Source organism: Variovorax fucosicus, from assembly GCF_030316825.1.
GTDB lineage: Bacteria > Pseudomonadota > Gammaproteobacteria > Burkholderiales > Burkholderiaceae_C > Variovorax > Variovorax fucosicus.
Genome location: NZ_JASZYU010000001.1, coordinates 566477 through 591744, shown reverse-complemented (window position 1 = coordinate 591744; position 25268 = coordinate 566477). Strand labels below are relative to the sequence as shown.

Annotated in this window: 29 protein-coding genes and 1 pseudogene; 16 read left to right on the top strand and 14 right to left on the bottom strand. The window is 64.8% G+C overall.

What is annotated here, in order from left to right:
* Positions 1-32: 32 nt before the first annotated feature.
* Positions 33-422, bottom strand: a complete 390-nt coding sequence (locus QTI05_RS02790; RefSeq protein ID WP_286622824.1) for a DoxX family protein — start codon at positions 420-422, stop codon at positions 33-35.
* Between the two features lie 156 nt (positions 423-578).
* On the opposite strand from QTI05_RS02790, the gene QTI05_RS02785 reads away from it, so the two are divergent.
* On the top strand, positions 579-962 hold the full coding sequence (locus QTI05_RS02785) for a winged helix-turn-helix transcriptional regulator (RefSeq protein ID WP_286622823.1): 384 nt from the start codon (positions 579-581) through the stop codon (positions 960-962).
* A 42-nt stretch (positions 963-1004) separates the two neighbouring features.
* Here the strand turns inward: QTI05_RS02785 and QTI05_RS02780 are convergent, their stop codons facing one another.
* The gene (locus QTI05_RS02780; protein ID WP_286657783.1) at positions 1005-1418 is read right to left on the bottom strand and encodes a nuclear transport factor 2 family protein; all 414 of its coding nucleotides are present in this window, start codon (positions 1416-1418) and stop codon (positions 1005-1007) included.
* Between the two features lie 124 nt (positions 1419-1542).
* Here QTI05_RS02780 and QTI05_RS02775 point away from each other — a divergent pair, with 124 nt between their 5' ends.
* Positions 1543-1833 carry a DUF1330 domain-containing protein gene (locus tag QTI05_RS02775; RefSeq protein WP_286542134.1) on the top strand — a complete coding sequence of 97 codons (291 nt, stop codon included), beginning with the start codon at positions 1543-1545 and terminating at the stop codon, positions 1831-1833.
* 59 nt (positions 1834-1892) lie between these two features.
* Here QTI05_RS02775 and QTI05_RS02770 read toward each other — a convergent pair whose 3' ends face one another.
* A complete protein-coding gene (locus tag QTI05_RS02770) occupies positions 1893-2705 on the bottom strand; it encodes a class I SAM-dependent methyltransferase (protein WP_286622821.1) in 813 nt (270 codons plus the stop codon).
* A gap of 314 nt (positions 2706-3019) precedes the next feature.
* Between QTI05_RS02770 and QTI05_RS02765 the strand changes: the two genes are divergently transcribed.
* The 6 genes from QTI05_RS02765 to QTI05_RS02740 all read left to right on the top strand — a co-directional run bounded on the left by QTI05_RS02765 (position 3020) and on the right by QTI05_RS02740 (position 8742).
* Positions 3020-3373, top strand: a complete 354-nt coding sequence (locus QTI05_RS02765; protein ID WP_286542136.1) for a cupin domain-containing protein — start codon at positions 3020-3022, stop codon at positions 3371-3373.
* Between the two features lie 58 nt (positions 3374-3431).
* Complete coding sequence (locus QTI05_RS02760) at positions 3432-4871, top strand: aldehyde dehydrogenase family protein (protein ID WP_286622820.1); 1440 nt, start codon at positions 3432-3434, stop codon at positions 4869-4871.
* 77 nt (positions 4872-4948) lie between these two features.
* Complete coding sequence (locus QTI05_RS02755; RefSeq protein WP_286622819.1) at positions 4949-6274, top strand: NAD(P)/FAD-dependent oxidoreductase; 1326 nt, start codon at positions 4949-4951, stop codon at positions 6272-6274.
* Between the two features lie 109 nt (positions 6275-6383).
* Positions 6384-7118: a ubiquitin family protein gene (locus QTI05_RS02750; protein ID WP_286622818.1), complete on the top strand. Its 735-nt coding sequence runs from the start codon at positions 6384-6386 to the stop codon at positions 7116-7118.
* 20 nt (positions 7119-7138) lie between these two features.
* Positions 7139-8011 carry a fatty acid desaturase family protein gene (locus QTI05_RS02745; RefSeq protein ID WP_286622817.1) on the top strand — a complete coding sequence of 291 codons (873 nt, stop codon included), beginning with the start codon at positions 7139-7141 and terminating at the stop codon, positions 8009-8011.
* The gene (locus QTI05_RS02740) at positions 8008-8742 is read left to right on the top strand and encodes a metal-dependent hydrolase (protein WP_286622816.1); all 735 of its coding nucleotides are present in this window, start codon (positions 8008-8010) and stop codon (positions 8740-8742) included. Before QTI05_RS02745 ends, QTI05_RS02740 begins: the two co-directional genes overlap by 4 nt.
* Here the strand turns inward: QTI05_RS02740 and QTI05_RS02735 are convergent.
* Together QTI05_RS02735 and QTI05_RS02730 are read right to left on the bottom strand one after the other, a co-directional pair.
* On the bottom strand, positions 8716-9780 hold the full coding sequence (locus tag QTI05_RS02735; protein WP_286622815.1) for a DnaJ C-terminal domain-containing protein: 1065 nt from the start codon (positions 9778-9780) through the stop codon (positions 8716-8718). The two genes, QTI05_RS02740 and QTI05_RS02735, sit on opposite strands and share 27 nt — an antisense overlap.
* A 139-nt stretch (positions 9781-9919) precedes the next feature.
* Positions 9920-10315, bottom strand: a complete 396-nt coding sequence (locus tag QTI05_RS02730; protein WP_286622814.1) for a RidA family protein — start codon at positions 10313-10315, stop codon at positions 9920-9922.
* 160 nt (positions 10316-10475) lie between these two features.
* Between QTI05_RS02730 and QTI05_RS02725 the strand changes: the two genes are divergently transcribed.
* A complete protein-coding gene (locus tag QTI05_RS02725; RefSeq protein WP_286623341.1) occupies positions 10476-11390 on the top strand; it encodes a LysR substrate-binding domain-containing protein in 915 nt (304 codons plus the stop codon).
* 85 nt (positions 11391-11475) lie between these two features.
* Here the strand turns inward: QTI05_RS02725 and QTI05_RS02720 are convergent, their stop codons facing one another.
* Positions 11476-12225: an SDR family NAD(P)-dependent oxidoreductase gene (locus QTI05_RS02720; protein WP_286622813.1), complete on the bottom strand. Its 750-nt coding sequence runs from the start codon at positions 12223-12225 to the stop codon at positions 11476-11478.
* Positions 12226-12309: 84 nt separating this feature from the next.
* Positions 12310-12777 (bottom strand): Ohr family peroxiredoxin, encoded by a 468-nt coding sequence (locus tag QTI05_RS02715; RefSeq protein ID WP_286623339.1) that lies wholly within the window; start codon positions 12775-12777, stop codon positions 12310-12312.
* Between the two features lie 206 nt (positions 12778-12983).
* Between QTI05_RS02715 and QTI05_RS02710 the strand changes: the two genes are divergently transcribed.
* The gene (locus QTI05_RS02710) at positions 12984-13898 is read left to right on the top strand and encodes a LysR family transcriptional regulator (RefSeq protein ID WP_286622812.1); all 915 of its coding nucleotides are present in this window, start codon (positions 12984-12986) and stop codon (positions 13896-13898) included.
* A 43-nt stretch (positions 13899-13941) separates the two neighbouring features.
* Here QTI05_RS02710 and pdxR read toward each other — a convergent pair whose 3' ends face one another.
* The gene (gene pdxR, locus QTI05_RS02705; protein ID WP_286657782.1) at positions 13942-15423 is read right to left on the bottom strand and encodes a MocR-like pyridoxine biosynthesis transcription factor PdxR; all 1482 of its coding nucleotides are present in this window, start codon (positions 15421-15423) and stop codon (positions 13942-13944) included.
* A 66-nt stretch (positions 15424-15489) separates the two neighbouring features.
* Between pdxR and QTI05_RS02700 the strand changes: the two genes are divergently transcribed.
* On the top strand, positions 15490-15948 hold the full coding sequence (locus tag QTI05_RS02700) for a cupin domain-containing protein (protein ID WP_286622810.1): 459 nt from the start codon (positions 15490-15492) through the stop codon (positions 15946-15948).
* Positions 15949-16004: 56 nt separating this feature from the next.
* Here the strand turns inward: QTI05_RS02700 and QTI05_RS02695 are convergent, their stop codons facing one another.
* Together QTI05_RS02695 and QTI05_RS02690 are read right to left on the bottom strand one after the other, a co-directional pair.
* Positions 16005-16451, bottom strand: coding sequence for an SRPBCC family protein (locus tag QTI05_RS02695; protein WP_286622809.1), 447 nt, complete (start codon positions 16449-16451; stop codon positions 16005-16007).
* A gap of 10 nt (positions 16452-16461) precedes the next feature.
* Positions 16462-16575, bottom strand: a pseudogene (locus QTI05_RS02690) (LysR family transcriptional regulator); the annotation flags it as partial.
* Positions 16576-16622: 47 nt separating this feature from the next.
* Here QTI05_RS02690 and QTI05_RS02685 point away from each other — a divergent pair.
* From QTI05_RS02685 to QTI05_RS02670, 4 genes are all read left to right on the top strand, one after another.
* Positions 16623-17534: a LysR family transcriptional regulator gene (locus QTI05_RS02685; RefSeq protein ID WP_286623338.1), complete on the top strand. Its 912-nt coding sequence runs from the start codon at positions 16623-16625 to the stop codon at positions 17532-17534.
* 128 nt (positions 17535-17662) lie between these two features.
* Positions 17663-18673: a Bug family tripartite tricarboxylate transporter substrate binding protein gene (locus tag QTI05_RS02680; RefSeq protein WP_444812857.1), complete on the top strand. Its 1011-nt coding sequence runs from the start codon at positions 17663-17665 to the stop codon at positions 18671-18673.
* Between the two features lie 38 nt (positions 18674-18711).
* On the top strand, positions 18712-19401 hold the full coding sequence (locus QTI05_RS02675; protein ID WP_286542148.1) for an RraA family protein: 690 nt from the start codon (positions 18712-18714) through the stop codon (positions 19399-19401).
* Entirely contained in the window at positions 19398-20324 is a 927-nt protein-coding gene (locus tag QTI05_RS02670) for an NAD(P)-dependent oxidoreductase (RefSeq protein WP_286622808.1), read from the top strand. The genes QTI05_RS02675 and QTI05_RS02670 overlap by 4 nt, the downstream gene beginning before the upstream one ends.
* Positions 20325-20406: 82 nt before the next feature.
* Here the strand turns inward: QTI05_RS02670 and QTI05_RS02665 are convergent, their stop codons facing one another.
* Positions 20407-20943 (bottom strand): RBBP9/YdeN family alpha/beta hydrolase, encoded by a 537-nt coding sequence (locus tag QTI05_RS02665; RefSeq protein ID WP_286622807.1) that lies wholly within the window; start codon positions 20941-20943, stop codon positions 20407-20409.
* Positions 20944-21078: 135 nt separating this feature from the next.
* Here QTI05_RS02665 and QTI05_RS02660 point away from each other — a divergent pair, with 135 nt between their 5' ends.
* Positions 21079-21528 (top strand): Lrp/AsnC family transcriptional regulator, encoded by a 450-nt coding sequence (locus QTI05_RS02660; RefSeq protein ID WP_286542151.1) that lies wholly within the window; start codon positions 21079-21081, stop codon positions 21526-21528.
* A 46-nt stretch (positions 21529-21574) separates the two neighbouring features.
* On the opposite strand, the gene QTI05_RS02655 is transcribed toward QTI05_RS02660, so the two are convergent.
* From QTI05_RS02655 to katG, 3 genes are all read right to left on the bottom strand, one after another.
* Positions 21575-22468 carry a DUF72 domain-containing protein gene (locus QTI05_RS02655; protein WP_286622806.1) on the bottom strand — a complete coding sequence of 298 codons (894 nt, stop codon included), beginning with the start codon at positions 22466-22468 and terminating at the stop codon, positions 21575-21577.
* Between the two features lie 31 nt (positions 22469-22499).
* A complete protein-coding gene (locus tag QTI05_RS02650) occupies positions 22500-22730 on the bottom strand; it encodes a hypothetical protein (protein WP_286622805.1) in 231 nt (76 codons plus the stop codon).
* Between the two features lie 151 nt (positions 22731-22881).
* Positions 22882-25056 carry a catalase/peroxidase HPI gene (katG, locus tag QTI05_RS02645; protein WP_286623335.1) on the bottom strand — a complete coding sequence of 725 codons (2175 nt, stop codon included), beginning with the start codon at positions 25054-25056 and terminating at the stop codon, positions 22882-22884.
* Between the last annotated feature and the right edge of the window lie 212 nt (positions 25057-25268).

The following is a 25268-nucleotide window of genomic DNA, read 5'->3' as shown; positions in this document are numbered from 1 at the left end:
TTTTCCGTATGGAGTTGGGTGAGGTTTTCATATCAGCCCACCGCTATCGGCGGATAAGGCGATTGCTTTGCGCGAGCGCTGTTCTGGGTAAGGAAAGAGGCGATCAACAGGCCCAATCCGATCACCGCAGGTACGGAGCCAGCGCCATCACCCACATTGATATGCGCAGAGAAGGAGAGCAGCAGGTGATAGAACATGCCTGCATAGGCGAGATTGCTGAGTGCCACGTTGACGCGCGACAGAATCGCCACCACGCCGAGAACCTTTGCGACCATCAGGACCGGCACGAGATAGCCGGGGTAACCGAGCGAAGCAAGTGCCTGGCGGATCGTGTCTGCCTGCGTTGCGTACAAAGTGGCTGAAGCCAGATAGAGCAGCGACAGGAATGCAGTGCTGATCCAGTAGGTGTACTTGCGGGGCATGAGGAAATCCTGGTCAATATCTTTGGTGCAAGGGTTGCTGAATCAACTTTTCAGGGTCGGATTGCAGCTCGCCTTCGTTCGCGCCGTTCAAGGTATGCACGAATGATGTGGCCTAACATCGATACCAACAAGTAGGATGAAAAAGTGGCGCTAAGTATGAAAAACCAGACCAATGACCTCGATAAGGTCAACATGCACGAGGAAATGCGCCGGGCATTTGCGCTGCTTTCGGGCAAATGGAAACTGGAAATTCTTTGGTTGCTCAATCAGCGGATACACCGCTTCGGTGAGCTACGGCGCGCGATTCCGGGAATCACTCAACACATGTTGACGGCGCAACTTCGTGAGCTGGAAGCGGACGGCCTGGTGTCGCGCACGGTCTTCGCCGAAGTCCCACCCCGAGTCGACTACGAAATCACGCTGAAGGCCCGAGGTCTTGGTCCGACGATGGAAGCACTGACCCAATGGTGGCAAGAATACGGAGCTACCGTGCCGCCCAAGAAGTCGATCTCGCAGGGGCGAAAAGCCAAAGCTGGCTAGCAGGTTTCAGTGCTGGCGACCTTCTGATGGCGGCGGTGCTGCTCAGGTCGAATGCCGAGTTGACTCCGCCGGGGCCGAACGGTTTTTTCGGTAGGAGTTCTTCAGGAGAATCTTGCCGGCTCGAAAAGTAAACAGATCACAACCTTGAACCTCGACGCGAGTTCCGTCCGTGCGTGTTCCCGTGAACGTCCATTCCGATACTCCCCGGTCTCCGTGGACAAAATGGCGCGCGTTCCCCCAATGGGCATCAGGAAAGACTGCCCAGACCTCCGCGAAACCAGCTCGCACGGCCTTGCCGCCGACGCATCGGGTGCCGCAGACGTCCGCGCCGGCAGACGCTTCGAAGACGCAATCGTCTGCCATGAACGACATGAGTGCATCGATATCGTGGCGATTCCACGCGTCGGCAAATGCTTGCAACACGTCAGTGGTCATTTCAGGAATTGCCGTTTGCATGATCGGGCACCTCTCTAGAGCCTTCGTGCCGGTGTTCAGTGTACTGACTTCAGCTTGGTCGCAGGGCGTCAGACATGCGTCCTGGCAAGCTATATTGTTCACTCAGCAACAGAGAGAAATCATCATGGCAAAAGCCTATTGGGTCAGTGCGTACCGTGCCGTCAAAGACGCCGACAAACTTGCGGCCTACGCGAAGCTGGCCGGCCCGGCGATCACTGCCGGCGGCGGGCGCTTTCTCGCGCGCGGCCTGCCCGTCAAGGTCTACGAATACGGTTTGGCCCAACGCACCGTGTTGATCGAGTTCGACAGCGTCGAGCAGGCTAAAGCCGTGCATGACAGCCCCGACTACCAGGCCGCGCTCGCCGCGCTGGGCGACGGGGCCGAACGGGATCTGCGGATCGTCGAAGGGGTCTGAGCAACCCTGGGTCAGGCTTGTGCGAAAGCGGCCGACGCCTGAACCAGGCCGGGACTCCGCTATCCCGCCGCCACGATCACATGCGCCTGAATCTTGCCGGCCACGGGGCCTGCGCCATGGCGGCTGGCGATCGCTTCCGTCGCGCGGTCCGTAGCGAGTTGGAGCAGGCTGGCGTCGCGCGCCTCGATTTCGTTGCGCAGCGGCGTTCCCTGGCAATAGGCGGTGGCGACGTCGTGTGCAGATGACGCGCGACTCACCTTCTCGCGCGTATCGATCTCGATGTCGGCGAACCCTGCGCGGCTCAATTCCGCTCGGATCAGTGCGACATCGTGATAGCCGTGCGGCGTGCGGGCGAGGAATCGCGGGGGGTCGTGCGAAAACACCGCGGCGACGGCGTTGGTGACGTCGTCGGCAAAGGCGTTCTCTTCGATGCGGTCCCAAACATTGAAGACAAAGCGCCCGCCTGGCCTCAACACGCGACGCGCCTCGGCGAAGCCCGCGACCCGGTCCGGGAAAAACATCGCGCCGAACTGGCAGCAAACGACGTCGAACGAGGCATCTTCGAACGGCAGGGCCAGCGCGTCCGCCTGCCGCCATTCGATACGGCCGTCGGACGCCTGCCGCGTGACGGCATAGTCGAGCATGGCCTGGTTGAGGTCGGTCACCACGTAGCGCGCGTCGGCGCGGAGCTTCGGCGCAAGCGCCCGCGTGACCACGCCGCTGCCGGCTGCCGTTTCAAGCACCGAGCCGGGCGATGAGGCAGCGACAAGCGCCGCCAGGTCGGCGGCATAGGCCTGGAAGATCAGGGGAACCATCAGCGTGTCGTAGAACTTCGGGATCGAGCCCGCGAACACCTTGTCGCTCTCAGCCATGAGATCTCCTTGAAAGCTCTGGACGGCGCCGTGGACCCCCTTCCAGAGCGGTCCAGGCCTCTCCAGGGAGGCTGCCCGGTCGGGCATGGGCGATGTGCACCATGGTGGCCGCGCATGCCGCCCTCGTCAACGTCGTCCTGCTGGCACCTGCGCGGGGCGGTGCCCCGTGACCTTGGCGGTCGCTGCGGCACGATCCACCAATGGAAGGTGGCAATCACACATTTCTCACTTTTCCGGGGACCTCGTTCGGCATCGGCGCAGCCGTGCTCTCTTTAGCATTGGCCCACCATCCAGCAATGCGAACAGGTCTCCACATGTCCAAGCTTCTTGTCCCCTTCAACTTCGACCAACTTGGCGAGCCGCGTGAATACCGGCCACCAGCGGAACGCGTCATCGAGGGGGATGTGGTGTGCCGCAGCTGGGACATCGACAGTGCGAAGGACGGCAAAGTCAATGCGGGGGTGTTCGAGTCGACGGTGGGCGTCAACCACTCCATCAAAGGAGACACGTGGGAGTTTTGCCTGATCCTTTCTGGCGTGGTGGAAATCACGGAGCAAGGCCAGCCTCCGTCGACCTACAAGGCTGGCGACTGCTTCATCATGAAGCCGGGCTACATCGGGACGTGGCGAACCATCGAAACCGTGCGCAAGGTTTGGGTTACCGCCTGACCTCAGCATTGCTTGTCGACAGCTGAATCACCCGAAGACTGAAAGCGAAAGCCTGATCATGGCAGTTAACAACCGCAGCGGGGACGACTCCCGGTTCTACATCGATGGGTGCTGGCACGACCGCGCCCATGCAGCAAGCATTGCGGTCGTCAATCCATATTCCGAAGAGATCATCGGGCATGTCGCAGCCGGTTCATCGATCGATGTCGACCTTGCCGTTGCTGCGGCCCGACGCGCTTTTGAAACATTCTCACGAAGCACACTCGACGAGCGGCTTGCGCTGCTGGGCCGGATCCTGGCGTTGCTGGAGGAACGTGCGGAGCTTTTCGCGCAAGCCATCGCGGCGGAGATGGGCGCTCCCATCGGATTCGCCAGAGCCGCCCACGTGCCTTTTGCGCTCGCGCATGTTCGCGCCCAGATGGAAGTGCTGCAACGCTACCGATTTCTTTCCGTCGAGGACGGCATCGCCATTGCGAAAGAGCCGATCGGCGTATGCGCGCTGATCACGCCGTGGAATTGGCCGCTGTATCAGATCACCGCCAAGGTCGCACCGGCGATCGCTGCCGGCTGCACGATCGTCCTGAAGCCCAGCGAACTGTCACCCTACAGCGCGCAGCTCTTCGCGCAAGTGATGCACGATGCCGGCGCGCCAGCCGGCGTGTTCAACCTGGTCGGTGGCACGGGTGAGGTCGTCGGCGCCGCGTTGGCGGCGCACCCCGATGTCGACATGATCTCCATCACCGGATCGACGCGAGCCGGCGTACTCGTGGCGCAGGCGGCCGCAGTGACGGTCAAGCGCGTCGTGCAGGAACTGGGCGGCAAGTCGCCGAACCTGTTTCTCGACGACGCTGATTTCGAGCAGGGTGTAGCGAAGGGCCTGTTGGCAGGGATGCGCAACGCAGGCCAGTCGTGCAGCGCACCGACGCGGATGCTGGTGCCCGCATCGCGCCTGGCCGAGGTGGAGGCATTGGCAGCGACAGCAGCGGCCGGTATCACTGTGGGTGATCCGCGCGACGAGAAGACGTCGATGGGTCCGATTGCAAACGCCGCGCAATACGCAAGGGTGCAGGCGATGATCGCCAGCGGAATGGAAGAGGGCGCCAGGCTGGTCTGCGGCGGTCCGGGCAGGCCTGCGGGTTTGGCGCAAGGCTACTTCGTGCGCCCGACTGTGTTCTCCGATGTGACGCCGGACATGAGGGTGGCGCGGGAAGAAATATTCGGGCCCGTGCTGGTCATCATGCCCTACCGGGATGAGGCCGAGGCCATCGCGATGGCGAACGATACGGTCTATGGCCTCAGTGCAAGCGTGCAGTCTGGCGACCCGGAGCGGGCACGGCGCGTGGCGGCGCAACTGCGCGCCGGCCAGGTGCACATCAACTACCCGGCATGGACCAGCCATGCGCCGTTCGGCGGCTACAAGCGGTCCGGCAACGGCCGCGAATACGGCGTCCACGGACTCGAGGAATATCTCGAGACCAAGGCAGTTCTTGGCTACTGATCTCATCTCCAAGATCTGCCGACAAGAAAGCACACATGCTTTCGCGTTTTCTCTGACCCTTGACGGACATCCCGAGCATGCCTGCACCCCTGTTTCCCGTTGAGTCCAGCCCGGATCTGCCGACGCACGCCGACGTCGTCGTGATTGGTGGCGGCATCATCGGAGTGTTTGCTGCGTACTACATGGCAAAGCGCGGGATGAAGGTCGCGATTGTGGAAAAGGGGCGCGTCGGCGCCGAACAATCGAGCCGGAACTGGGGTTGGTGCCGGCAGCAGAACCGGGATGCACGCGAATTGCCGATGGCCACGAAGAGCCTGGCGCTGTGGGAGCAATTCACGCCGGAGACCGGTGAGGAGACGGGCTTCCAGAGATGCGGTCTGCTCTACCTCAGCAACAGCGAGAAGGAGTTGGCCGGCTGGGCTCGCTGGGGGGAGTTCGCGCGCACCGTTGACGTGAAGACCCAGATGCTGACCGCGGAACAAGCGGCGCAACGCGGGCGGGCCACCGGCAAGCCCTGGAAGGGCGGTGTCTTCGCGCCTACCGACGGCACTGCGGACCCGTCGCGTGCTGCGCCGGCCGTGGCGCGCGCCTTTCTGAAACTTGGCGGCACAGTGCACCAGGGCTGCGCGGCGCGGGGCGTGGAGACCGAGGGCGGGCGGCTCTCGGCAGTAGTCACCGAGAACGGCACGATCCGCACCAAGGTCGCGGTGCTTGCCGGAGGCGCCTGGGCCTCCTCGTTCTGCCGCCAATATGGCATTCGGTTTCCCCAGGCCTCCATCCGGCAGACGGTGCTGTCGGTTGCCACGGACGGCAAGGAGATACCGGCTGCGCTCCACACGACCGGCGTCTCCATGACGCGGCGTGTGGACGGCGGATATACCCTGGCCATCAGCGGTCGGGGACGCGTGGACCCTACGCCGCAGCTTCTGCGTTTTGCACCGCAGTTCCTGCCCATGTTCCAACGCAGATGGCGCAATCTCGCGCCCGGCGGACTCGAAGGCGTGCGCTCCGGCCACGAAGGCTGGTCGCGCTGGCGGCTTGACAAGCCGACGCCGATGGAGCGAATGCGCATTCTCGATCCGAAGGTCGACGCATCGGTTGTTGACCTCACGTACAAGCGTGCGGTAGCGCTGGTGCCGACGCTGAAGGAGAGCTCGGTCACGGCAGCCTGGGCGGGCTATGTGGACAGCACGCCCGACGGCGTCCCTGGAATCGGCGAGATGTCGAACCTGCGCGGGCTCGTGCTGGCGGCCGGGTTCAGTGGCCATGGCTTCGGCATCGGCCCCGGGGCCGGGCATTTGATTGCCGACATCGTCAGTGGCGCCGAACCCCTCGTCGATCCCCGCCCGTATCACCCGGACAGATTCCTGTCGTCGGCGTGGGGCAAGGTCGCGGACTTCTAGAGACGGCCGCCTCTATCCGCCCTGGATCCCCGGACCCGCAGTCACTGCGACGTCATGTGCCACAAGCGTAATCGGCATCCCGATCCGGGACCCGCACTCTCACGCCACTGTGTCACGCTCCTCTTTCGTTTTTCCTTCGGACTCGCCGTCGCACACACGGACCGCCCCTCTCACTCATGCCCGGTTCCTGACCCGCCGCGACCTGCCGGCCCTGCTCACGCTCGAGGGCGAAAAGTGGGACGCCATCCAGGCCGCATCGTCGGACGATCTCCTGCAGCGCCTCGAGGACTATCCGAGCCTTTCGACAGGCGCGTTCTGCAAGAGCACGGGTACGCTGCTCGCATCGCTGTTCATGCGTCCTGTCCACGCGGATTTCTGGTGTCATGCCGCGTCGTGGGTCGACTGCGTCGACTCGCCCCGGCCGGCGCGCAGCCATTCGCTGTTCGGCATCAGCCTCAGCAGCAGCCACCCAAGCGGCGTCGAAGCACTGCTTGAGTTCTTCTGGCCACACGCGCTCAAGAGCGGCTGGCGCCACATCTACCTCGGCTCGCCGATCCCCGGCTTCGAAGGCTGGCTGCGGTCCCATCGCGATCGGTCGGTGCAAGACTACATCGCACTGCAACGCGCCGGCGTACCGGTCGATCCGCAACTGCGCTACTACCATGGCCGCGGCTTCAAGGACATCGTCTGCGTGAAACCCGACTACTTTCCTCACGCACGCTCGCTGGACAACGGCGTGATCCTGCGCGGCACCGTGCCGCTGTCGCTGCTCAAGCCCATCTGGAAGATGATGCCGCTGACATCTACGCAGCGCGTCACCCGCCACCTGGTGACGATGCTGTGAGCTCGGGTCGCACGACAGCGATGGCCCCGGCGACGGGCCAGCGACTCGCCTGCGACCTGGCTGGCGGGCTGTTCCTGCTCGCCGTCGTCGTCAACACCACCCTGCTGGCGACGATCCGCTCGGTGTGGATCGTCGCGCCACTGGCTGTCGTTCAGGCCTTGCTTCTGCTGGGCTGCCAGGAGGTCAAGCACCTTGCAGCGCATCGAAGCTTCCTGAGCCATCGGGGCCTGAACGACTTGGCCGGCAATGCCTGTGCGTCCTTGATCGGCGAGAACTTCACCGCATTCCGCTACTTCCATTTCAAGCACCACCTCGCGACCTGCAACGACGACGACCCGGAAGGCAGCTTGTACGCGTTGAGTTGGCGCACGCGCTGGATCTGGGCACTGGCTCCGCTGGAGGTATTCTGGGTCGCGTTCCATCTCAACCGCGTGGGCGGCGGCCTTGTGCCGGCGGACCGTCGAGCGGCGCATGGCCTGTCGACGGTCTCGTGGCTGCTGTGTGCGACCGCGATCGCGCTGGCCTGCTGGCTTGCACCGCACGCTTTTTTCTGGGCCTATGCGATCCCGCTGTGCATATCGGGGTGGATCGACTTTCCGCTGACGCAGGCCGAGCACTACGGCACCTCAGTGGCGCCGTCCGGCACGCGGCGCGCTGCGGGCGAGTTGGCTCATGACGTCACGCTCCCGTTCGGACTGGGATGGATCATGCTGCATCGGTCGCTGCACAGCGTGCACCATCGCCAGCCCAATGCAGCGTGGATCGCCGCCCCGGACCGCCTGCGTGACGACGCATCCGCCGCGCCGCTCGCCTATGCAGATTTCGCGCGGCGCTGGCTGCGCGAAGGGCCGCGCCTGTGGTCGACCTCGACCGTCGCAAAGGCCGGCTCATGACGGCGCGAACCCCCGGCGAGGCAGTCATCTGGAACCGCACGATTCCCCGCAGTCGCCTGTTCGACGCGCTGTCGCTGATCTTGCCAACCGGTGAATCCTTCGTCATCGCGACGATCGAGGAATGGCAGCGCGGCGCTGGCGGCTGCGCGAGCGATGCGTTGCATGCTGAAGTCAGCCGGTTGATTCGCGAAGAACGCGCGCATCAGCGTGCCCATGATCGCTACAACGCTGCGCTGATCAAAGCCACTCCCGGTGCGGCGCCGGCAGCCGAGCGCGCGAAGCGCGTCACCGACGAGATCGCAAAGTGCAGCTTGACGATGCGATTGGCGCTGGTCGTGGCCTTCGAGCACCTGACGATCGTGCTGTCACGCGAGATCCTGGCGCATCCCGACCTGCTGCCGGACGATGACTCCGCTCACTCCCGCATGTGGCGTTGGCACGCGCGCGAGGAAATCGCGCACGGCCACGTCGCGGCCGACGTGGCGGCGCACCATGGGATTGGGCGCGCGCGCAACTCGCTCGCGCTCGGCTTGGCTGCGACCTTCCTCTCGCTCGACGTGCTGCGCTGCTGGTGGGCGCTGTGCCGCTGCGACCTCCGCTCAGGCTTTTCCGGTTGGCGCCTCGCGCGCGACACTGGCGCCTTCCTCGTGCAAGGTCTGCCGTCATTCGTGCGAATGACGGCGGGAGTGCTGGGCCACCGCCCTCTAAAGGCCTCGTTCCCAGGCGCGTAGCCCCCGATTCCATGCGCGAAGGCGGTCGTCCAATGCTTCGCCGCCAGCGCCCGAACTGGTGGCCGAGAGCTGGTCGAGCAGGATCTGCTGGTCGGTGCTGAGCTGTTGCGGAAATATGGGCACCAACGTGACCAGATGGTCGCCACGCGGGCCGCGGCGCTGCACCGGGAAGCCCTGGCCCTTCAAGCGGTAAGACAGCTGGTCGCGGCTCAGCTGCAGCGCTTGCAAGCCGGTGACGGTCGGCACCTTGACCTGCCGATTGGCGATCCATGCGAATCCGTCGACCGGCATCTCGCACCGAATGGTGCCGTCGTCGTCGAGCTTGAAGAATGCGTGCTCCGATACCTCGACGCGAATCTCGACATCGGCGGGAGGGCCTTCGGCGCGCACGCGCCGTCCGTCGACATGGAGCAAATCGCCATCGCGCACGCCGTGCGGAATGCGCACGTTCATCTTGTAGCCGCGCGGCGCCATCTTGCCGACTCCGCCGCACGTCGCGCACGGCTGCCTCGCGATGCCGCCGCCCAAGCAGGCCTCGCACTCGGTCACACCGGCGGGCCATCCGAAAAAGGAGCGCTTCGGGATCGCGCCTGACCCCCCGCACCGAGCGCAATTCCCGCCCAGCACCTGGTGCCCGGCGCCCGCGCAGGTGGCGCAGATGTCGGTGACCTTGCCCCGCAGCACCTTGATGCATCCGACGGCCGCTTCCTCCAGCGTCATCCTGACCTTGCGGTGCAGCGGCCGGCGCTGCCGTTGCGTGTCGGCCGCGCGGGATGCCGTCGTAGCCTGGTCGGCGTCGAATCCATCGGGGGTGTTGTTGTCGGGTGCGCCGGGCGTGTCGACATCGGCGTTCGCCCGGGCACCGAATCCGGCGCGGCGGATCTCCTCGATTGCCTGGTTGATGCGCTGCATCTTGGCAACAGCACCGGCGCTGTCATTGCGATCCGGATGCCAATGCGAGGCGAGCCGGCGCCATGCCGCCTTCACCTCGTGCTCGGTCGCATCGGGTGCCAACCCCAGTTCGGCGAAAGCGCTCACGGTGTCCAAATTCAAAGACCTTGTCCAGGGAAGCCGTCCACGATGGAAGCCCATGGAGGCGGCGGCCCGATTGCGTGAATGTTATCCGAGGGAGCTGCACGCAAGCGCTGTGCCATGCGCGGCGAGACCTCGGGAGCAGTCATCGCCCCTTCGGCTGACGCACAGCGGCGACCGCCTCGATCTCGATCATTGCGCGGGGGTCGTAGAGCGCCTTGATCTCGGCGATCGTGTCGGCCGGGTAGGGGGGCGAGAAGAACCGGCGACGCAGGGCCACCACATCCTCGAAATGCGCCATGTCGGTCACGAAGATCGTGACCTTGATCACGTCATTCAGGCTCGAGCCGCCGGCTTCCAGTGCGCGTCGCAGATTGGCGAAGGCCTGCTCGCCTTGCGCGAGGAAGCCGCCCGCGACGATCTTGCCGTCATCGGCGGCGCCTGCCTGGCCGGAGATGAACAGCAAATTGCCGAACCGGATGCCCTGCGAGAGCAGGAAGGGTTCGTAGTTGTCGGGGCGGGTGATGACGCGTTCCAGCATGGTGCGAATTCCTTCATTCATGAAGGGCCAAGGGTTGAAGGGCGGGAGGTTGGCGAATGGCCGATCTGTGCTCTCACGATAGGGATTCGCGCAGCGCGCGACAAAGGTTCATTTGTCAGCTATAAGATGAGTAGATCTCATCTATCTGTCCATGCCGCTTCTGCAACGTCGATCGCTTCCGCTCTCCGCGCTTCGCGCGTTCGAGGCCGCCGCGCGCCTGGGCAGCTTCAAGGCCGCCGCCGAGGAGCTGGCTGTCACGCCGACCGCCATCAGCCACCAGATCCGCGCGCTGGAGGCGCAGACAGGGCTGGCGCTGTTCGATCGACAGGTACGCAAAGTCGCGCTCACCGATGCGGGCGGGCAGCTCTACCCCGTGCTGCGCGACGGCTTTGATGCGTTCGAGTCGACGCTGGTGCGCCTGACGCAGCAACGGATGCGGGCGCAGGTGAGCATCTCCGCCACCAGTGCCTTCACCGTGAAGTGGCTGGTGCCGCGCATGGCCGACTTCCGGCACCGGCATCCCGATATCGACTTGCAGCTGCAGGCGACCGACGACGTCGTCGACCTGCGATCGACCGAGATCGACATCGCGATTCGCTATGGCCGCGGGCCTTATCCCGGTCTCGCGATCGAGCCCCTGTTCACCGACCGGTTCGCGCCAGTGGCGAATCCGCGGCTGGGCGTGCTGTCGCCGGACGACCTGGCTCGCGTGCCGCTGATCCGTTTCGACTGGAAGCACGTCCAGCCGGAAAATCCCACGTGGGAGCGCTGGTTCGCGGCGGCGCGACGCCGCCGGCCGTCACAAGTGGGTCAGCTTCGCTTCTCCGACGAGGGCCACGCGATACAGGCTGCCGTTGCCGGCCACGGTATCGCGCTGGTCAGCCTCGCGCTGGTCGCCGAGGAACTGGAAGCCGGCCATCTTGTGCAGCCATTCGGCCCCGTGATCGACGGGCATACCTATCACCTGGCCATGTACGCCGACAGGCCGACCTCGGCGCCGGTGCGAGCGGTGGCCGAGTGGTTGCGCGCACAGGCTCGACCCGATTCGAGGAGCGGGGCGGGAGCCAGGGGCTAGGCTATCTGTGCGGCGATCCCGAGAAGCCATGTTTGCTATTCCGACAGACTTTGAGTTTCACCCCTGCCATGGCCGAGTTTGGCGATCACGCCGCAGCTCCTCCGTCGACGTCGAGTGAAATGCCCGTGACGAAGCTGGCGTCGGGGCCTGCGAGGAAAGCTACCGCGGCCGCGATCTCTTCGGGCCGGCCATAGCGGCCAAGCGGAATGGCTGCCTTCTGCACGGCGGCGAAGTCGCCGTCCTGCGGGTTCATCTCTGTGTCGATCGAGCCTGGCTGCACGGTGTTGACGGTGATGCCGCGCGGGGCGAGGTCGCGCGCCCAGCCGCGGGTGTAGGCGGACACTGCTGACTTCGTCGCCGAATAGTCGGCCACACCGGGCCAGGGCGTGCGATCGGCGGCGCCGGAGCCAATCGAGATGATGCGACCGTGGTCGCTGATGAGCGGCACTGCAGCACGCACGGCAGCGGCCACGCCGCCGACGTTGATGGCGAACTGGCGTTCCAGGGCGGCGACGTCGCTGTCGGGCGCGCCGACCTGGCCGACCACGAATACGCCGGCGTTGTTGACGAGGATGTCGAGCTTGCCGAAACGGCGAGCGGTGTTGTTTACCAGCGCTTCGACCTGCAGTGGGTCGGCTTGGTCGGCCTGAAAGGCTGCGGCGCGGGCGCCCAGATCCTTCAGTTCCTTGACCAGCGTCTCTGCGCGGTCGGCGGAGGCCGAATAGCTGATGGCGACATCGGCGCCGTCGTGCGCCAAGCGGCGCGCGATGGCGGCACCGATGCCGCGTGAACCGCCAGTGACGAGGGCGACCTTGTTGGCGAGGGGTTTGGACATGCTGTTCTCCGAGAAGGTGAGTGGTTTGTTGCACTCGCTGTCGAGTCGACAGCGAGGTTCGGTTCCTTTTATTAGGCCGAGGTATTACGCTGCCAGCGCTTCCGCGGCAACGACGTTCGTAACGACGTCGATGTTGCCGTGAACCGCCTTCGAATAAGGGCACATCTGATGCGCTGCATGCGCGATGGCTTCTGCCACGTCGTGTGCAACGCCGGGCATGCGCACATCGATCCGGGCCTGGATGAAGTACGCGCCGCCGGTCTGGCCGAGATCCACTTCGATGTCGACCGACATGTCGGAGGGCAGCGCCACCTTCTTCGCCTTGGCTGCGACGCCCAGTGCGCCGGTGTAGCAGGCGGACCAGGCTCCAGCGAACAACTGCTCCGCGGTCGGATGCAACTGGATCGCTTTGAGCACGATTTCGTTGCCGGCCTTGCCAGGCGTTGACATCTGGATGTCGACGCGCTCATCGCCGCGCGGGGCGCCCTCATGGCGGCTGGCCGTCGTATGGGTCTTGCCCGTCATCAGCACGGTTTGGATTTTGGTGGTCATTTCGATTTCCTTTTCGGTTTGGTTGGCCCTGTCATCGGAGTGCAGACGCTTGTGTGCGTCGTGCGCCATTGGCATCGCGATAGGGCGTGGATCGCTTGCCGGGAACGGGAGGTGAGTGGCGATGGCATGAAGTGTCGGGTCGGACCCTGCGGCGACCAAGATGGTGTGCGGGACATGTTTATTTCCAGTTGGCCAATAATCCGGCGATGGACCAGATCGCAGCCATGCGCGTGTTCGCCCGGGTCGTCGAAGCCGGCACCTTCACGCGGGCGGCGGATTTGCTGCAGATGCCGAAGCCCAGCGTGACCAAGCTGGTTCAGCAACTCGAGAGCCACTTGCGTGTGAAGCTGCTGCAGCGGACAACGCGCCGTGTCACGGTGACGCCGGAAGGCGCGGCCTACTACGAGCGCATCTCGCGGGTGCTGGCCGAGATCGACGACATAGAGGCCGATGTCACGAATGCACAGACCCGTCCCAAAGGCCGTCTGCGTGTGGACATCGGCTCCTCGCTGGCCAACCGAATCCTCATTCCCAGGCTGCCGGCGTTCCACGCGCGCTACCCCGACATCCTGCTCGAGCTCGGCGTGGGCGACCGGTCGGTCCACCTGATCGGCGAAGGGGTGGATTGCGTGCTCCGCGGGGGCGTGCTGAGCGACCCGTCGCTGGTGGCGCGCCGCGTCGCGCAGATGCCCTACATGACCTGCGCAACGCCCGACTACCTGAAGCGCCACGGAGTGCCCGGGACGCCTGCCGACTTGCTCGACGGGCACCGGGTGGTGAGCTATTTCTCGTCGCGTACGGGGCGCTACATTCCGCCGCGCTACGAGCGCGGCGACGAGCGCTTCGAGATCAATGGGCATGCCACCATCGCGGTCAACGAAAGCACGGCCCATCTGACGGCGCTGCTGACCGGGCTCGGCGTGGCGCAGACCTTTGCCTTCATGGCGCAGTCGCACGTCGAGAGCGGGGCGCTGGTCGAGTTGCTGGCCGACTGGGAACCGCCGCCGATGCCCGTGTCGGTAGCCTACCCGTCCAGCCGGCACCCGAGCGCCAAGCTGCGCGCCTTTGTCGACTGGACGGTGGAAGTGTTCGCGCCATACGGTTCCGCCCGTCGCCGGTGAGAGGATAGGCTGAGCTCGTTCAACTATCTGGCTTTGCCTTCGGTCAACGAGGCGGCAGCTTCGCGAACAACGATCGCAATCGATCCAAACCAGTATGGATGCGTGCTGCCTCGAGCGCACCGAAGCCGAACAAGAGCCCGCGCGGCAGTGTCAAGCCCGCGCCGTAGTCGGCGATCGAAGACACGCCGACCCCTATCTGGCGCGCCTGTCGGACCAAGTGCTCGACATCAAGGTCCCGCTTCGCACGCGCTGCAAGGTGCAGACCCGCCGTTCCCGGCAGCGGCTCGAGCCACGGTTCGAAGTCGCGAGCCAACTGCGCCAGCAGGAGACCGCGCCGCTGTGCATACAGCCCACGCATCTGCCGCACATGGCGCGCAAGATGGCCTTCGGCGATGAAGGCGGCGAGCGTCTCTTGCGCCAGCAAGTTGCAGTGCGAGTCGGCGCGCTCTTTCGCCACCACCAGCGGCAGCATGGCCCAGGCAGGGGCGACGACGAAACCCAGGCGCAGGGCCGGGAACAGGCTCTTGGAAAAGGTGCCGACGAAGAACACCGACCCGCTTTGATCCAGCGTTTGCAATGCGTCGAGCGCGCGGCTGTCGTAGCGAAACTCGCCGTCATAGTCGTCCTCGACGATCACCGCCCCGTGGCGTTCGGCAAACGCCAGCAACTCGACGCGGCGGCGCGGAGAGAGCGCGCAACCAAGCGGAAACTGGTGCGAAGGCGTCACGCAGATCACGCGCGTCTCTCGCGGCAGCTTGTCGACCACCAGGCCTTCTTCGTCCACCGGCACCCTTGCGATCCGGGCCCCGGCCGCCTCGAAGGCGATGCGGGTGGGTGGGTAGCCGGGGTGCTCGACCGCGACGACCGACTTCCCCGGTGTGACCAGCACGCGCGCCAGCAGGTCGAACGCCTGCTGCGCACCGGCAGTGACCAGCACATCGTCTGCATGGCAGGCCACGGCGCGTGTCAGCGACACATGGGCAGCAATCGCTTCGCGCAGTGACGGCTGTCCGCGCGGCGGCCCGTAGCCTACCTCGCGCCGGCCGAGCGAACGCAGGTTGCGCGCCGACAACCGGCGCCAAACGTCGAAATGCACGGAGGTCTTCTCCGGCACGCCGAGCCGGAAGTCATATGGCAACGCACCATCCTGCTCACGATCCGCGCTGCCAACGAGGCCGCGGTATGCCGGGGCCAGGCGCTGCTGCAGCATCGGCTCCGTCGCGGTGCGGCGCAACGCCGTGGTGGCTGTGCGCCGAGCAACCAGCGCAGCCACCCGATGGCCGGAGCCCGGCACGGCCTCGACGTAGCCCTCGCCCAGCAACAGGTCATAGGCGGCAACGACCGTGTTGCGCCCGACGCCAAGCGATAAGGCGAGTGCGCGGGTGGCAGGCAGCCGCAGTCCCGCCGCCAGTCGACCGCTGAGGATTGCGGCCCTCAACTGCCGATGGAGTTCGCGCACCCGCGTGCGCGAACCCGGCGCGGGGATGCACAGCTGGATCGACAAAAGTGGTTCTGTAGATTCCATGAAAAGTGGATCTTGTACGGTCCATCGGCGTCGCTATCCTAGCGTTACCAAAGCAAGGAGCCATGCATGAGCCAGACCAAGCAGTTCGTCTTTCCCTTCGCCTCACTGGACGACGAGGCGACATGGATTCCCGAAGGCGACGGGAAGTGGTCGCGGCCGCTTCGTTTCCTCGACGCAGACCGGGGTTGGGTCGAACTGATGCGCCTCCGCCCCGGTGTCAAACTGGGACCGCACCGCCACACGGGCGAGGTGCACGCGTACAACATCGAAGGCCAACGCCGTCTGTGCACTGGCGAACTGGTCGGCCCGGGCGACTACGTGCATGAATCCGCCGGGAGCGTCGATTGGTGGGAGGCCGTCGGCGACCGCCCCCTGATCGTGCTCGTCGTGGTGATGGGAGCCGTCGAGTATCTCGGCCCGCATGGCGTGGTCGAGCGCCGCATCACGACCGCCGATCGTCGGGAGGACTATCGCCGGTGGTGCCGAACCAGCGGTACCGAGTCGCGTACGCTCGTCGAATCCTGAGTGTCGACGATCGCAGGCGATGGCCCGATCAGAGAAGCTGTCGTCTGGCCGTCAGCTTAGCCCGGAATATCCGGCTCGACCAACTGGGCCAGCGCAACAAGCGACTCCTGCCAGCCCAGATAGCACATCTCGGCAGGAATCACATCGGGGACGCCTTCCTGCACGACGGACATTTCGGTGCCACAGGACACCGGGGTCAGCGTCACGGTGGTCTTCATGGTGCCCGGCAGGTTCGGGTCGTCGAACGTGGCGTCGTATGCAACGCGTTGACCCGGGACAAGCTCCAGGTACTTCCCGCCGAACGAGTGGCTGTGGCCGGTGCCAAAGTTGGTGAAGGACATGCGCCAGGCGCCCCCGACCACTGGCTCCATGCCATGGACCTGGCCGGTAAATCCGAATGGCGGCAGCCAGCGCTCGAAAGCCCTGGGTTCGACGAAGGCGCGGTAGAGCCGGTCCGGCGAGGTGCGCAGCACGCGGTGCAGACGGATGGTGTTGGTAGCCATGGTGGTGTTCTCCTGAGATCAACTGCAACCGAAGCAGAACTGGCAAGCGCGGCAAGTCGGGAAGCCCAAGCTTACGCCCTACATCAGCTGCGCCAAGTGGCAGCATACGCGGAGCAGGGCACGCGGCATCGCGCTGTTGCCTTAAAGTCTTGAGCCAGTGTTTTGACCATTGTGGAGTTCATCCTGGATCTGCGCGATCTCCAGTACTTTGAAGTTATTGCCGAGCTCGAGCACATGGGGCGCGCGGCCGAACGGCTGCACCGGACGCAACCCGCGTTGACAAGCTGCGTACGGCGGCTGGAAGAGGCGTGCGGCGCCTTGCTCTTCGAGAAAGCAGGCCGCGGTATCCGCTTGACCAGCGCGGGGAAGGCGCTTCTCAAGTGGGCCCAGCGCACACGCTTCGATGTCGAAAGCGCACGCCGAGAAATCGGCGACATCGGCCGAGGCCTGACTGGAAATATCAAGATCGGCATTGTGCCGACTGCCGCGCAGTTCCTTTTGCCGCCGGCCGCGCGGGATCTGATGCGCGAAGCACCCGACATCACATTGAGAACCACCGTGGCGCTGGTCGACATCCTGAAGCCGCTGCTGCGCGCTGGCGATATCGATCTGATGGTCGGCTCAGAGGGCTCCACCGAGCCGGGCTTTGCTTCGCAGTACCTGGCCGAGGATCTGATCGTGGTCGCGGCCCCCGACACGCACGCGATCTTCGACAAGCCCAAGCCGGCGCTGAAGGATCTGACGGGCTATCGATGGGTGCTTCAGCCCCCTGGGGCACCGACGCGGGACTGGCTCGACCAGACCTTTGATCGCAATCGACTTCCTCGGCCTGTGGTGCAGGTCGAAAGCACGATGTTGCTGATGCTCCCGACGCTGATCGGCGAGACCGGCCTGCTGAGCTTCATCTCGCGTCTTCACCTCCAGGCGGGGCGCTCTGGCGCAGCGTTGCGCGAAGTGAAGCTGCCGGCCACGACGATGCGACGCCGCATGGTCGTGACGTATCGCGACAGCGGGTACATCTCCCCGGCAGCACAGCGGCTGATCGATCTGTTGGCCAAATACGCTGACTCACCGACACATTGATACCCAAAGTCCAATCTATCGATCTTCAAAAAGTATCGATTGGACTGAATAGACCCCAAGTCGAATACTTGCCTCCACTGACGCACCGCCCGCAATCGAGCAAGGCGGGCCAAACTGGAGACAAGTACATGCAACATCGCGCCCTCACCCGCGCGGCTTCGTGCCGCCTCGCCGGCATCGCCGCCACCACGCTGCTTGCCGGGGCGGCACTCATGGCCCAAGCACCGGCATCCGCACAGGCGTATCCGTCGCGCCCGATCAAGCTGATCGTTCCCTTCCCCGCCGGCGGCGGTACCGATCTGATTGCGCGTGAGGTTGCGAACAAGGTGGCCGTCAGCAACGGCTGGTCAATCATCATCGACAACAAGCCCGGCTCCGGTGGCAACCTCGGAGTGGATGCCGCGGCCAAGGCGCCCGCCGACGGCTACACGCTGGTGCTGGGCCAGACCAGCAACCTGGCGATCAACCCCACGCTCTACGCAAAGCTGCCATACGACCCGCAGAAGGATCTGACGCCGGTTGTCGAGGTTGCAAGTGCGCCGCTCGTCCTCGTGGTCGCGGCAGACTCGCCGTACAAGACGCTCGCCGACGTGGTGGCCGCTGCCAAGGCCAAGCCCGAGTCGCTGAACTACGCCAGTTCCGGCAGCGGTACGGTCGCGCACCTTGCGACCGAGCTGTTTCAAAAGACGGCAGCAGTCAAGTTCACGCATGTTCCCTACAAGGGCGCAGCGCAAGGTTCGACCGACCTGATCGGCGGGCAGATCCAGATGTACATGTCGTCGGTGCCCACGCTGATCGGCTACATCAGGAGCGGGAAGATGCGCGCCATCACCGTGACCTCGCCCAAGCGCACGGCTGACCTGCCGTCCATCCCTACCGTTTCGGAATCCGGCTTCAAGGGCTTTGAAGCCGTCACCTGGTTCGGAGTCGCCGGGCCGGCGGGCCTGCCGAAGGACGTGGTCACCAAGCTGAACGGCGCATTCAACAAGGCGCTGCAGGATCCGGAAGTCAGGAAGAAGCTGGCCAGCCAGGGTGCCGATGCGCTCGGTGGAACGCCCGAGCAATTCGCCAAGCTGATTCGCGATGACATCGGCCGTTGGGGCCCGATCGTCAAAGAGTCCGGCGCCAAGGTCGACTGACCGGCTTCCGTTCCTCCTCTCACATCCGAAAGAACGCCATGTCTTCCAACCGTCCCGACATCATTCGCGACTTCGAGCGCGTGCCTGCGCACATCGTGGCGCAGGCCGCGCAATTGCAGCCCGCCATCCTGGCCGACGTGGCCGGCCGCCGCGGCGCCGTGGATGGCCGCATCAAGGCGCTGCGGCCGCGCATGAAGCTCGCCGGCACCGCTTTGACCGTCGAAGTGAGGCCGGGCGACAACCTGATGATCCACGCCGCCATTGCAATGGCCAAGCCAGGTGACGTTCTCGTCATCGACGGCAAGGGCGACCAGACCTCGGCGCTGATGGGCACCATCATGATGACGGCCTGCAAGCAACTGGGCATTGCCGGTGTGGTGATGGATGGCGCCTGTCGCGACAGCATCGAGATCGATGAAATGGACTACCCGGTGTTCAGCGTCGGCACCAACCCGAACGGGCCTACTAAGAACATCGGCGGCCGCATCGGCCACCCGGTTTCCATCGGCGGTGTGACCGTGCACGCTGGCGACTTCGTGATCGCCGACGGCGATGGCGTCGTGGTGGTCGAGCGCGAGAAGATCGAAGAGCTGCTGCCGCTCGCGGCCAAGAAGGTGAAGGATGAAGCCGCACGTATCGCGGCGATAAAGACCGGCGATACCGCTGCGAAATGGCTCGACGCCGCCCTCCGGACGGCCGGTGTCCTCAAGGAAGGGGAAACGCTGTGAGCGCGATCCTCGTCACGGGCGCCGACCTCGCGCCGCAGGCGCTCGCGCTGCTGGTGGGTCACGATGTCATCTATGCCGGCAAGACGCCGACAGAAGACGACCTGGTGGCGCTTTGCCATGCACATGATCCAGCGGCCATCATCGTGCGCTACGGCAAGGTCGGCAGCGCCGTGATGGACGCAGCGCCGTCGCTGCGCGTGATCTCCAAGCACGGCAGCGGCACCGATACCATCGACAAGGTGGCGGCGCAGGCGCGCGGCATCGACGTGGTGGCGGCAGCCGGCGCCAATGCCGCGGCAGTGGCCGAGCAGGCGCTGGCACTCCTGCTGGCGTGCGCCAAGTCGGTCGTGGCCCTGGATGCGCGAATGCACGCCGGTCATTGGGACAAGGCCACGCACAAGAGCCTTGAACTCGGGGGGCGCACCATCGGTTTGGTCGGCCTGGGCGCGATCGGACTGCGGTTTGCGCGCATGGCCGATGCGCTCGGCATGCGCGTGATCGGGTTCGATCCGTTCGCGAAAAACTTGCCGACGTACGTGGAACGCGTCGACTTGCCGACGATCTGGCACGAGTCCGATGCGATCTCGCTGCACTGCCCGCTGACGGACGACAACCGCGGGCTGCTCAATGCAGCCACGCTGGCTCAGTGCAAGCGTGGCGTCGTCATCGTCAACACGGCGCGCGGCGGGCTGATCGATGAAGCCGCGCTGCTGAGCGCAGTACGTTCAGGCCAGGTTGCAATGGCTGGGCTCGACAGCTTCGCGGTCGAGCCGATGACGGCCGGCCATCCGTTCCAGGGTGAAAAGAACTTCGTACTGAGTCCCCACATCGGTGGCGTGACCAGCGATGCCTACGTGAACATGGGCATCGGCGCCGCCAGGAATCTGCTGCAGGTGCTGGCGCGCCAGCCAGCCACGACCTGATGGCCCGGTGATGCAGAACAAGAAGGAGACATCCATGAAACGATACTTCTCGCCGTGTACCGGGCCCTCGCCGCGTGCATGGCTAGCGCGACAGGAGCTCCGAAAGCAGCGCCTGTCCCTGCACCCATGCCCCAAGTCCGCTGCCCGCATTGATGTGCCCGGCCGCACCGATCTCGACGAGCCGGCTTCCCCAGGCGCCGGCGCAGCGGCGCGTGTGGTCGATGCTGCCGTAGGGGTCGTTGCTGCTGGCGACGACGATGCTCGGAAAGGCGAAGCGCCCGAGCGGCAGGGGTGAGAAGCCGATCGCTTCGGGCGGAAAGGCGTCGCCTTCGGGGTCCGGGACGGCCACCAGCAAGGCGCCTCGAATGCGGCAGCGCGTCGACGCGGCCCAATGCGCCAACTGGAGACACGCCAGGCTGTGCGCCACCAGTACGACGTGCGGCTCGCTGCTGCGCACCGCGGCTTCGAGCGCTGCGACCCACACGCCGCACACGGGATGGTTCCAGTCCTGCTGCTCCACCCGCCGGGTGTGGGGAAGCAGTTCCTGCCAGCGGGTCTGCCAGTGCCCGCGGCCCGAATTGCCGATGCCCGGCAGGATGAGAATCGACTCTTTCGTCATGGGGCTTGTACTTTGGTGAAGGAGCAGGTGACGATAGGCAAGGACGCCCTGCCGCTGAAGGGCAAGGCATCGGAAAACGCGCCATAAAACCTTTGGATCATCGGTTTCATGGCCACACGACACGAGGGAGGGTGCGTGGAACTGGACAAGAAAGACAGGCTCATCCTGGAGGCGCTGCAAGCCGATGCACGGCAGAGCCTGGCGGCGCTCGGCAAGCGCATCGGGCTGTCGCAGCCGGCGATGAGCGAGCGCGTTCGCAAACTGGAGGAGGGCGGCGTGATCGAGGGCTATGGTGCGAGGATCAACCTGCGCTCGCTCGGCCTGGCATTGCAGGCCATCGTCCGCGTGCGCACCACGCACGAGCACATCAAGAGCTACATCAGGCTCTTCGAGAAGATGCCCGAAGTGCTGGAAGCCGATCGTGTGACCGGGGAAGACTGCTTCATCGTGCGCTGCGCCTTCGCCGAACCGCAGGATCTGGAGCGCGTGGTGGATGCGCTTGCCGCACACGGCTCGGTGAGCACGTCGCTCGTGCTCTCCAGTGCGGTGCGCAAGCGCGTCCCGTTGCAGCCGCGGAGCCCTTGAAGGTCTCGTCCGCTACCTGCAATCGTGGCGCAAGCGACGGAGTTCGTCATCCGTGCGCCAGCAGCATCTTCATGAACGTTATGCCATTGCGCTGGCCCTTGTCTTCGTCGCAGTTGTTGAAGACGATGTGCGTGTTGCGTGCCTTGCTGGCGAGCCGCACTACCTCCATCATGATCTCGCGCAGCTCCTGGTCGGGATAGTCGTAGTCGAATCGCTCGGCCGCTGACTCCGCGCCCTTGATGTTGTAGGTGTCGACATTGCGCCCATGCAGGCGCACCAGCGCGAAGTCGGGGTTCGTTGCCTCCGCCAGCAGCGGCACGCTGTTGGCGAAGCCTTGCGGGCCGTCGACGATGGTGTGCACGGCACCGAGCCTGCGCAGGAACTCGATCGTGCCGGCGCGATGCGCTTCGTCCAGCCATGACCGGTGCCGGAACTCGATGCTGACCGTGTGACCCGTCATCTGCTCGACGCAATGCGCCACATGCGCATGTCCCTCGCGGTTGCAGACGAGCCACGGCGGATACTGGAAGTGCACCAGCCCGAGCTTGCCCGCCTGCCTGAGCGGCGCGATGGCCTCGCGAAAGCGCCGCCACAGCTCGACGCTGATCTCGGGCGGCGTGTCGCGGTAGTAGAGGGTCTTGGGGGTGGCCAGGGTCTGCTGGATGTCCCTGTGCAGCACCTTGGGATCGGTCTGGTGGCCGGTGAACAGCCGGAAGGCCTTCACATTGAAGGTGAAAGCCTCGGGCGTGCGCTCGGCCCAGAGCTTTGCGTTGGCTGGTGCTGGAATGCCGTAGAAGCTCGAGTCGACTTCGACCAGGCGGAAGATCGATGCGTAGTAGCGCAGGCGCGCCTCGGAGGTCTTCGCCTCCTTCGGGTAGAAGCGACCGCACGCCATCAGCGTCTTGTCAGTCCAGGAAGCCGTGCCAACGAGGATGCTCATCGGCGCAGGTTACCCGGTTTGTCCCGGGCGTCTAGATCAATGCCCGCAATCGGCGCTGGGCGCGGTCAAGTCCGACAACCAAGCGGTTCTCGATACTTTCCGCTTCCGTGATTCGCTCGTCGAGCCATGCTGCATCCAGGCATCCGACTTGGGACATCTTCTGCATCATGACGCCGACGAGGGCGTTTTGATCGGCGATCAACCCGTCCCAGAGGTCAATATCCGCCTGGGCGCTTTGTATTTGTACGTAGCTGGCCGTCATCGTTGTCTCCTGCGCGCTTGGCTGCATAGGCGTAGCGGCGTCAATTGGTTGGCGAAGGCCCGACGCCACGGCATTGCATGCAGTGGCGTCGCCAAGCGCTCGCAACGCCGACTGCCTGGAGCTACATCGAATCGGCCTCCACGAGGATTGCCTAGACCCTGTCGAACCGACCAAGGTTCATTACCTTGGTCCATGCCGCGATGAAGTCCTTCACGAACTTCTCCTGCGCGTCCGAACTGCCGTAGACCTCGGCCAGAGCGCGCAGCACTGAATTGGAGCCGATAGACAGGTCCACGCGTGTCGCGCTGCCCTTGCGCTCGCCCGTCGTGCGGTCGACACCCTCGTACAGGTTGTTCTCGCCGGGCGCAGCCTTCCAGGTGGTGTCCAGGTCGAGCAGGCGCACGAAGAACTCGTTGGTCAGCGCGTGCTCCTTCTGGCTGAAAATGCCGTGCTTGGTGGCACCGACGTTGGCGCCCAGCGCGCGCATGCCGCCCACCAGCACCGTCATCTCGGGCGCTGTCAGCGTCAGCAGTTGGGCCTTGTCGATCAGCAGCGCGTCGGCGGGAATCGCATAGTCCTTCTTCAGGTAGTTGCGGAACCCGTCGGCCACGGGCTCGAGCACCTTCATGGCCTCCACGTCGGTTTGCGCCTGCGACGCATCCATGCGGCCGGGGGTGAAGGGCACCGTCGCGCCATGACCTGCGTTCTTGGCGCCCTGTTCGACGCCGGCGCAGCCGGCCAGCACGATCAGGTCGGCCATCGAGATCTTCTTTCCACCCGATTGCGCCTTGTTGAACTCGCCCTGGATGCCTTCCAGCGCCTGGAGCACCTTGGCGAGCCTGGCCGGCTCGTTGACTTCCCAGTCCTTCTGTGGCGCCAGGCGGATGCGGGCGCCGTCGGCGCCGCCGCGCATGTCGGAGCCGCGGTAAGTGGAGGCCGACGCCCAGGCCACCAGTACCAGGTCGGTGACCGACAGGCCCGAGCCCAGGATCTTGGCCTTGAGCGCCGCGGCATCCTTGTCGTCGATCAGGGGATGATCGACCTTCGGGATCGGGTCCTGCCAGATCAGCTCTTCCTTCGGCACTTCCGGGCCGAGGTAGCGCGAGCGCGGACCCATGTCGCGATGCGTCAGCTTGAACCAGGCGCGCGCGAAGGCGTCGGCGAACTGCTCGGGGTGCTCGAGGAAGCGCCGGGAGATCTTTTCGTAGGCTGGATCGAAGCGCAGCGAGAGGTCGGTGGTCAGCATGGTCGGCACGCGCTTCTTTGACGAATCGTGCGCATGCGGAATGTCCGCCGGTGCGCCCTTGGCCTGCCACTGTCCAGCACCGGCCGGGCTCTTGGTCGGCTCCCATTCGAACTTGAACAGGTTCTCGAAGAAGAGGTTGGTCCACTTCGTCGGCTGCTGGGTCCAGGTGACTTCCAGGCCGCTGCCGATGGCGTCGCCGGCGATGCCGCTGCCATGGGTGCTCTTCCAGCCCATGCCCATTTCTTCCAGGTCATTTGCTTCAGGCGCCGAGCCAACGAGGGTTGCTGGACCCGCGCCGTGGGTCTTGCCAAAGGTGTGACCGCCGGCGATCAGGGCGACGGTTTCCTCGTCGTTCATCGCCATGCGGGCGAAAGTCTCGCGGATGTCCCGCGCCGCCGAGACCGGGTCGCCGTTGGCGTTCGGACCTTCGGGGTTGACATAGATCAGACCCATCTGAACAGCCCCGAGAGGGTTCTCCAGCTCGCGGTCGCCGGTGTACCTCTTGTCTTCGAGCCAGGTTGTCTCGTTGCCCCAGTAGACGTCCTGGTCGGGTTCCCACGTGTCCGGGCGGCCGCCGCCGAAGCCGAAGGTCTTGAAGCCCATCGACTCCAGGGCTACATTGCCGGTCAGGATCATCAGGTCGGCCCACGAGATCTTGCGGCCGTACTTCTGTTTGATCGGCCACAACAGGCGCCGGGCCTTGTCGAGGTTGACGTTGTCGGGCCAGCTGTTGAGCGGCGCAAAGCGTTGCTGGCCCCGGCCGCCGCCGCCACGCCCGTCGCCGGTACGGTAGGTACCTGCGCTGTGCCAGGCCATGCGGATGAAAAGAGGCCCGTAGTGGCCAAAATCGGCCGGCCACCAGTCCTTGGAGTCCGTCATCAGCGCCCGAAGATCCTTCTTCAGCGACTCGTAGTCGAGGCTCTCGAACTCCTTCGCGTAGTCGAAGTCCTTGCCCATCGGATCGGACTTGGAGGAATGCTGGTGAAGCAGGTCGACCCGCAACTGGTTGGGCCACCAGTGGTGATTGGCTGTGCCGCGACCCACTGCATGGTGGACGGGGCATTTGGCTTCCGCTTGAATCTCGGTCATGGGAATCTCCAGATCTTTTGATTGAGAGCCGTGCATTCTGGCGCTGCGTGGACGAATAGGGCAAACGCTTTATCTATGACGGCCATAGTGCTTTGCCACGTCCACATCGAAAGGCACCAGGGCGCCTTTTCTCGGTGCAGCTGTGCTTACTTGTCGCTCCAGTCGTAGCTTCCTGCGCAATGGTCAGCGGCTGTCCGCTCGCC

Bases quoted from the DNA above. Each gene is read 5' to 3' on its own strand.
- QTI05_RS02790 (WP_286622824.1), bottom strand. From the start codon at position 422: ATGCCCCGCAAGTACACCTACTGGATCAGCACTGCATTCCTGTCGCTG.
- QTI05_RS02785 (WP_286622823.1), top strand. From the start codon at position 579: ATGAAAAACCAGACCAATGACCTCGATAAGGTCAACATGCACGAGGAA.
- QTI05_RS02780 (WP_286657783.1), bottom strand. From the start codon at position 1,418: ATGCAAACGGCAATTCCTGAAATGACCACTGACGTGTTGCAAGCATTT.
- QTI05_RS02775 (WP_286542134.1), top strand. From the start codon at position 1,543: ATGGCAAAAGCCTATTGGGTCAGTGCGTACCGTGCCGTCAAAGACGCC.
- QTI05_RS02770 (WP_286622821.1), bottom strand. From the start codon at position 2,705: ATGGCTGAGAGCGACAAGGTGTTCGCGGGCTCGATCCCGAAGTTCTAC.
- QTI05_RS02765 (WP_286542136.1), top strand. From the start codon at position 3,020: ATGTCCAAGCTTCTTGTCCCCTTCAACTTCGACCAACTTGGCGAGCCG.
- QTI05_RS02760 (WP_286622820.1), top strand. From the start codon at position 3,432: ATGGCAGTTAACAACCGCAGCGGGGACGACTCCCGGTTCTACATCGAT.
- QTI05_RS02755 (WP_286622819.1), top strand. From the start codon at position 4,949: ATGCCTGCACCCCTGTTTCCCGTTGAGTCCAGCCCGGATCTGCCGACG.
- QTI05_RS02745 (WP_286622817.1), top strand. From the start codon at position 7,139: ATGGCCCCGGCGACGGGCCAGCGACTCGCCTGCGACCTGGCTGGCGGG.
- QTI05_RS02740 (WP_286622816.1), top strand. From the start codon at position 8,008: ATGACGGCGCGAACCCCCGGCGAGGCAGTCATCTGGAACCGCACGATT.
- QTI05_RS02730 (WP_286622814.1), bottom strand. From the start codon at position 10,315: ATGCTGGAACGCGTCATCACCCGCCCCGACAACTACGAACCCTTCCTG.
- QTI05_RS02720 (WP_286622813.1), bottom strand. From the start codon at position 12,225: ATGTCCAAACCCCTCGCCAACAAGGTCGCCCTCGTCACTGGCGGTTCA.
- QTI05_RS02715 (WP_286623339.1), bottom strand. From the start codon at position 12,777: ATGACCACCAAAATCCAAACCGTGCTGATGACGGGCAAGACCCATACG.
- QTI05_RS02710 (WP_286622812.1), top strand. From the start codon at position 12,984: ATGGACCAGATCGCAGCCATGCGCGTGTTCGCCCGGGTCGTCGAAGCC.
- pdxR (WP_286657782.1), bottom strand. From the start codon at position 15,423: ATGGAATCTACAGAACCACTTTTGTCGATCCAGCTGTGCATCCCCGCG.
- QTI05_RS02700 (WP_286622810.1), top strand. From the start codon at position 15,490: ATGAGCCAGACCAAGCAGTTCGTCTTTCCCTTCGCCTCACTGGACGAC.
- QTI05_RS02695 (WP_286622809.1), bottom strand. From the start codon at position 16,451: ATGGCTACCAACACCATCCGTCTGCACCGCGTGCTGCGCACCTCGCCG.
- QTI05_RS02680 (WP_444812857.1), top strand. From the start codon at position 17,663: ATGCAACATCGCGCCCTCACCCGCGCGGCTTCGTGCCGCCTCGCCGGC.
- QTI05_RS02675 (WP_286542148.1), top strand. From the start codon at position 18,712: ATGTCTTCCAACCGTCCCGACATCATTCGCGACTTCGAGCGCGTGCCT.
- QTI05_RS02665 (WP_286622807.1), bottom strand. From the start codon at position 20,943: ATGACGAAAGAGTCGATTCTCATCCTGCCGGGCATCGGCAATTCGGGC.
- QTI05_RS02655 (WP_286622806.1), bottom strand. From the start codon at position 22,468: ATGAGCATCCTCGTTGGCACGGCTTCCTGGACTGACAAGACGCTGATG.
- QTI05_RS02650 (WP_286622805.1), bottom strand. From the start codon at position 22,730: ATGACGGCCAGCTACGTACAAATACAAAGCGCCCAGGCGGATATTGAC.